Consider the following 6,170-nt stretch of genomic DNA (forward strand, 5'->3'; position numbering starts at 1 on the left):
GCCGGGTAACGTCAGCCCCGTGAGCTCCGCCCGTCGTTGTTCGCGCACCGCGTGCAGCCGTGCTGCGATCGCCACCCTGACCTACGTGTACGCCGATCAGACGGCGGTGCTCGGCCCGTTGGCGACCTATGCCGAGCCTCACGCCTACGACCTGTGCGAGCAGCACAGCGAGCGCCTCTCGGCCCCCCGTGGCTGGGAGGTCCTGCGGCTCGCGCCGGACCCGTCGGCGCACGGTCCTAGCGGAGACGACCTGCTGGCCCTGGCCGACGCGGTGCGCGAGGCCGCGCGACCGCCGGAGCCGGCTCCGCGGCTGCGTCCGGCCGAGCAGGAGGGCGACGATCCCACGCGAGGCGTGCGCCGCGGTCACCTCAGGATGCTGACCACGGACTGAGGGTCGGCCTCGGTGCCGTTAGGCTCCCCCCATGTCTGCCGGCACCCTCGACCCCGCCAACCTCGACGCCATCTTCAAGGCGTACGACGTCCGCGGCACCGTTCCCGACCAGCTCGACGACACCCTGGCCCGGGCCACCGGCGAGGCCTTCGTCGAGGTGACCGGCACCGACACCGTCGTCGTGGGCCACGACATGCGCCCCAGCTCGCCCGGGATGGCCGCCGCGTTCGCCCAGGGCGCCGCCGGCGCGGGCGCCGACGTGGTGATGATCGGCCTGGCCAGCACCGACCAGCTCTACTTCGCCTCGGGCCACCTGGGTCATGCCGGGGTGATGTTCACCGCGAGCCACAACCCGGCCCAGTACAACGGCATGAAGATGTGCCGGGCCGGGGCCACGCCGGTGGGGATGGAGACCGGACTGGCCGAGATCCGGGACCTCGTCGCGCTGCGCGCCACCACGGGAGCGGTCTCCGGTGAGCGTCCCGCCCCCGGGACCATCACCGAGCGCGACGTGCTCGCCGACTACGCCGACCACCTGCTGCGCCTGGCCCCGGTCAAGGGCCGCCGGCTCAAGGTCGTGGTGGACGCGGGCAACGGGATGGCCGGGCTGACCGCGCCGGTGGTCTTCGACCGGATCGGTTCCGGACAGGTCGAGATGGTGCCGCTCTACTTCGAGCTCGACGGGACCTTCCCCAACCACGAGGCCAACCCGATCGAGGCGGAGAACCTGGTGGACCTGGCCGAGCGCGTGGTGGCGGAGGGGGCCGACCTCGGACTGGCGTTCGACGGCGACGCGGACCGCTGCTTCCTGGTCGACGAGCGTGGTCGCGGGGTCTCCCCGTCGGTGCTCACCGGCCTGATCGCGGCACGCGAGCTGGTCAAGCAGCCCGGCGCGATGATCATCCACAACCTGATCACCTCGCGCTCGGTGCCGGAGATCGTCACCGAGCTCGGGGGCACCCCGGTGCGGACCCGGGTGGGCCACTCCTTCATCAAGGCGACCATGGCCGAGACCGACGCCATCTTCGGCGGCGAGCACAGCGGCCACTTCTACTTCCGCGACTTCTGGCGGGCGGACTCGGGGATGCTGGCCGCGCTGCACGCGCTGGCCGCCCTGGCCGAGACCGAGGGGACTCTCTCGGAGCTGCTGGCCCGCTACGAGCGCTACCCGGCAAGCGGCGAGATCAACTCCACCGTGCACGACCAGGCGGCAGTGCTGGCCAGGCTCGAGACCCAGTACTCGGCCCGCGACGGTGTCACCGTCGACCACCTCGACGGACTCACCGTCACCCACGCCGACTGGTGGTTCAACGTCCGGGCCTCCAACACCGAGCCGCTGCTGCGCCTCAACGCCGAGGGCAAGGACGAGGCCACCATGGCAGGCGTCCGCGACGACGTACTCACCACCATCAGGAGCAAGTGATGAACCTGGACCCGGCACTTCTCGAGATCATCGTGTGCCCCGCCTGCCACGGAGCCCTCGCGGCACAGGACGAGGAGCTGGTGTGCTCGGGGTGCGGCAACGCCTACCCCGTGCGCAACGACATCCCCGTGCTGCTGGTCGACGAGGCCCGGAAGCCGGCCTGAGGGCCACCGGCACATGACCACCTGGTTCGAGGAGTCCCGCCTCGACGACCCCTCGGTGCTCACCGCCGCGGACCCGCTGCTGCGGGGCCTCGCGGAGTCCGGGGCCCGGGTGCGCCGCGAGGTCGCGGACGTGGAGGTGCCGTTGACCCAAGCCGCGCACCGGGCCGCCGACACCAACCGCCCCCGAGCGGTGGTGGCGGCCGGACCCGACTCCCGGCTGCTGCGGGCGGTGCTCGAGCCCTGGTGCCCGGTGCCGTTCGTCGCCTGGGCGGGGCCCGGGCTTCCCGGGTGGGTGGGCAGCCTGGACCTGGTGGTGATGCTGGCCCCGGACGGCTCGGGGGAGGGGGCCTCGTTCGCGGTCGCCGAGGCCGTGCGGCGAGGCGCCCAGGTGGTGGTGGCCTGCCCGCCGCGGTCCTCGGTCGCCGAGCACGCCGCCGGACGTTGGAGCACCGTGCTGCCGGTGCACACCACCGACCAGCTGGCCGCTGCCGTGGTGGTGCTGGACTACCTGGACCGGGTGCACCTGGGGCCGCGGGTGGACACCGAGGAGGTCGCGGACGCCCTCGACGGCGTCGCGGCGGCGTGCTCCCCGCACCGGGACCTGGCGGTCAACCCCGCGAAGATGCTCTCCATCGCCCTGGCCGACACCACGCCGGTCCTCTGGGGCGGGTCGGTGCTCGCCGCCCGGGCGGCCCGCCGGGTGGCGGAGTCCATCCGTCGTGCCTCCGGGACCTCCGCGATCGCGGGGGACGCCGAGCACCTGCTGCCGGTGCTCGAGGCGGCGCGGCCGCACAACCTCTTCGACGACCCGGTGGCCGACGGCACCGCGGAGCGACGGCCGTTGCTGCTCGTGCTCGACGACGGCACCGAGGAGCCCTACGTCCGCGAGCAGCGGTCCCGGCTGCAGGCAGAGGCTGCCTCACGTGGGGTTCGCGTGGAGACCGTCACCTGTGACGACGCGGCCACCTCGACCGAGCTGGCGCGCTACGCGTCCCTGGTGCTGCACGGGCGCTACGCCGCGGCGTACCTGCAGATCGGGCTCGTCACCGACTGAGAGGCCTGCGCGGGTACCCTTCTGCGCGTGACGAGCCTCCGTGTGCCCCGCCAGCCCGCTGGTGCGACCCGACCTGCTGCGGTTCTGCGATGAGCGGCGGTCTCTTCGCGCTCCTGGACGACGTCGCGGTCCTGGCCCGGATGGCCGCCGCGTCGGTGGACGACGTGGCTGCCGCCGCCGGCCGGGCCAGCGCCAAGGCTGCCGGGGTGGTGGTGGACGACACCGCCGTCACCCCCCAGTACGTGCACGGGCTGGCCGCCAAGCGCGAGCTCCCCATCATCAAGCAGATCGCGATCGGCTCGGTGCGCAACAAGCTGATCCTGATCCTGCCGGCCATCCTGCTGCTGAGCCAGTTCGCGCCCTGGCTGCTGACCCCGATCCTGATGCTCGGCGGGACGTACCTGTGCTACGAGGGCGCCGAGAAGGTGTGGGCCAAGCTGGCCGGCCACGACAAGCACGAAAAGAAGGTGCTGGCCACCGAGATCGGCCCCGAGCAGGAGAAGACGATGGTCGCGGGTGCGGTGCGCACCGACCTGATCCTGTCCGGCGAGATCATGGTGATCGCCCTCAACGAGGTCGCCGACGAGCCGTTCCTGGCCCGCGCCGCGATCCTGATCGTCGTCGCCCTGTTCATCACGCTCCTGGTGTACGGCGTCGTGGCGCTGATCGTGAAGATGGACGACGTGGGGCTCCACCTCGCCGGGCGCAGCACCGGACTCGTGGGCAAGCTCGGCCTCGGGCTGGTCAAGGCCATGCCCAAGCTGCTCGCCACCATCTCCGTGGTGGGCACCGTGGCGATGCTCTGGGTCGGGGGGCACATCCTCCTGGTGGGCGCCGACGACCTCGGCTGGCACTCGCCGTACGAGTTCGTGCACCACCTGGAGGAGGCCGCCCACGACGCGGTGACCTTCGCCGGCGGGGCGATCGGCTGGCTGGTGAACACCGCCTTCTCCGCCCTGGTCGGCATCGTGTGGGGCGCTGTGGCGGTGCTGGTGATGCACCTGCTGCCCTTCGGGCACGGCTCGGACGAGGACCCCCACGAGTCCGGCGACGGGACCGACTCCGCGCCGGACCCGGCGCCCTGACGCACTCCCCACCAGCGCCGACATCGTGGATTCGGCCTTTCTCCGCGCCCGGTCCTACGCTCGTCGACACGCACGAACCCACGTGCGCACGCACTCCGGAGGGGTAGTTCATGGACTTCAAGGTCGCCGATCTGAGCCTGGCCGACTACGGTCGCACAGAGATCCAGCTCGCTGAGCACGAGATGCCCGGCCTCATGGCCATGCGGGAGCGCTATGGCGACGCCAAGCCGCTGGCAGGAGCCCGGATCGCCGGCTCGCTGCACATGACGATCCAGACCGCAGTGCTCATCGAGACCCTGGTCGCCCTGGGCGCCGAGGTGCGCTGGGCCTCCTGCAACATCTTCTCGACCCAGGACCACGCGGCCGCCGCGATCGTCGTGGGGCCGACGGGCACGCCCGACGCCCCGGCCGGTGTGCCGGTCTTCGCCTGGAAGGGCGAGACGCTGGAGGAGTACTGGTGGTGCACCCAGCAGATGCTCGACTGGCCCGGCTCGTCGTTCGCCAACATGATCCTCGACGACGGGGGTGACGCCACGCTGCTGGTGCACCTCGGCCTGGAGATGGAGAAGTCCGGTGTCGCGCCGGACCCCGCCACGGCCGCGTCCGGTGAGCAGAAGATCATCTTCGAGGCGCTCACCGAGTCGCTGAAGAACTCCTCCGACCGCTGGACCAAGATCGCCGCCGAGATCAAGGGCGTCACCGAGGAGACCACCACCGGTGTGCTCCGCCTCTACGACATGATGCGGGACGGCTCGCTGCTGTTCCCGGCGATCAACGTCAACGACTCGGTCACCAAGTCCAAGTTCGACAACAAGTACGGCTGCCGCCACTCCCTGATCGACGGCATCAACCGGGCCACCGACGTGCTGATCGGCGGCAAGGTCGCGGTGGTCTGTGGCTACGGGGACGTCGGCAAGGGCTGTGCGGAGTCGCTGCGCGGCCAGGGTGCCCGCGTCATCGTCACCGAGATCGATCCCATCTGTGCCCTGCAGGCGGCGATGGACGGCTACCAGGTCGACACCCTGGACAACGTCCTGGACGTGGCCGACATCATCATCACCGCGACGGGCAACAAGGACGTCGTCACCGTGGACCAGATGAGCCGCATGAAGCACAACGCGATCCTGGGCAACATCGGCCACTTCGACAACGAGATCGACATGGCCGGCCTCGAGGCCGACGGCGTGGCGGTCCGCAAGAACGTCAAGCCGCAGGTTGACGTGTGGACCTTCCCCGAGGGCAACGCGATCATCGTGCTCTCCGAGGGCCGCCTGCTGAACCTGGGCAACGCCACCGGGCACCCGTCGTTCGTGATGTCGAACTCGTTCACGAACCAGGTGCTGGCGCAGATCGAGATCTTCACCAAGCCCGAGGACTACCCGGTCGGCGTCTACGTGCTGCCCAAGCACCTGGACGAGGAGGTCGCCCGGCTGCACCTCGACAGCCTCGGTGTTCGCCTGACCGAGCTGAGCCAGAGCCAGGCCGACTACCTCGGTATCCCGGTCGAGGGCCCGTACAAGTCGGACCAGTACCGCTACTGAGCACCCCGCCGTCCGGACGGACGGCGCGCAAGGGCGTCCCCGCAAGGGGGCGCCCTTGCTTCGTCCCCTCGGCCTGTTGACTGGCACAATGGTGGTTATGAGTCAACCTGCGGTCGATCCGCCGACCCGGGGACGGGTCCTGGTCGTCGACGATGACGCATCGCTGGCCGAGATGCTCACCATCGTGCTCCGCCAGGAGGGCTTCGACAGCCAGATGGTGACCCGAGGCGACGCCGCGCTGGCCGCCTTCCACGACTACCGCCCCGACCTGGTGCTGCTGGACCTGATGCTGCCGGGCAAGGACGGCATCGACGTGTGCAAGGAGATCCGGGCTGAGTCCGGGGTCCCCATCGTGATGCTCACCGCCAAGGGCGACACCATCGACGTGGTGGTCGGGCTGGAGTCCGGTGCCGACGACTACGTGGTCAAGCCCTTCAAGCCCAAGGAGTTGGTGGCGCGCATCCGGGCCCGGATGCGGCGCTTCGACGTGCCCACCTCCGAGACGCTGACCG

7 protein-coding genes are annotated in these 6,170 nt (G+C 70.8%); all 7 read left to right on the plus strand.

Going from position 1 to position 6,170, the window contains the following annotated elements; translation table 11 throughout:
* The first annotated feature begins 19 nt into the window (after positions 1-19).
* Complete coding sequence (locus tag C5H89_RS16260; RefSeq protein WP_104108035.1) at positions 20-391, plus strand: DUF3499 domain-containing protein; 372 nt, start codon at positions 20-22, stop codon at positions 389-391.
* A 31-nt stretch (positions 392-422) separates the two neighbouring features.
* Positions 423-1,814: a phosphomannomutase/phosphoglucomutase gene (locus C5H89_RS16265; protein ID WP_104108036.1), complete on the plus strand. Its 1,392-nt coding sequence runs from the start codon at positions 423-425 to the stop codon at positions 1,812-1,814.
* Positions 1,814-1,978 (plus strand): Trm112 family protein, encoded by a 165-nt coding sequence (locus C5H89_RS16270; RefSeq protein ID WP_104108037.1) that lies wholly within the window; start codon positions 1,814-1,816, stop codon positions 1,976-1,978. The genes C5H89_RS16265 and C5H89_RS16270 overlap by 1 nt, the downstream gene beginning before the upstream one ends.
* A gap of 13 nt (positions 1,979-1,991) precedes the next feature.
* Entirely contained in the window at positions 1,992-3,032 is a 1,041-nt protein-coding gene (locus C5H89_RS16275; protein ID WP_104108038.1) for an SIS domain-containing protein, read from the plus strand.
* Positions 3,033-3,121: 89 nt separating this feature from the next.
* Entirely contained in the window at positions 3,122-4,117 is a 996-nt protein-coding gene (locus tag C5H89_RS16280) for a DUF808 domain-containing protein (RefSeq protein WP_104108039.1), read from the plus strand.
* A 110-nt stretch (positions 4,118-4,227) separates the two neighbouring features.
* Positions 4,228-5,658: an adenosylhomocysteinase gene (gene ahcY, locus C5H89_RS16285; RefSeq protein ID WP_104108040.1), complete on the plus strand. Its 1,431-nt coding sequence runs from the start codon at positions 4,228-4,230 to the stop codon at positions 5,656-5,658.
* A gap of 97 nt (positions 5,659-5,755) precedes the next feature.
* Positions 5,756-6,170, plus strand: a 415-nt coding sequence (locus C5H89_RS16290) for a response regulator (protein WP_162799424.1), incomplete at its 3' end; no start/stop codon positions are given.

The sequence above is a fragment of the Nocardioides sp. 616 genome, from assembly GCF_002930065.1.
Classification (GTDB): domain Bacteria; phylum Actinomycetota; class Actinomycetes; order Propionibacteriales; family Nocardioidaceae; genus Nocardioides; species Nocardioides houyundeii.

Excerpts from the sequence above, each read along its gene's own strand:
- C5H89_RS16265 (WP_104108036.1), top strand. The coding sequence starts at position 423 with ATGTCTGCCGGCACCCTCGACCCCGCCAACCTCGACGCCATCTTCAAG.
- C5H89_RS16270 (WP_104108037.1), top strand. The coding sequence starts at position 1,814 with ATGAACCTGGACCCGGCACTTCTCGAGATCATCGTGTGCCCCGCCTGC.
- C5H89_RS16275 (WP_104108038.1), top strand. The coding sequence starts at position 1,992 with ATGACCACCTGGTTCGAGGAGTCCCGCCTCGACGACCCCTCGGTGCTC.
- C5H89_RS16280 (WP_104108039.1), top strand. The coding sequence starts at position 3,122 with ATGAGCGGCGGTCTCTTCGCGCTCCTGGACGACGTCGCGGTCCTGGCC.
- ahcY (WP_104108040.1), top strand. The coding sequence starts at position 4,228 with ATGGACTTCAAGGTCGCCGATCTGAGCCTGGCCGACTACGGTCGCACA.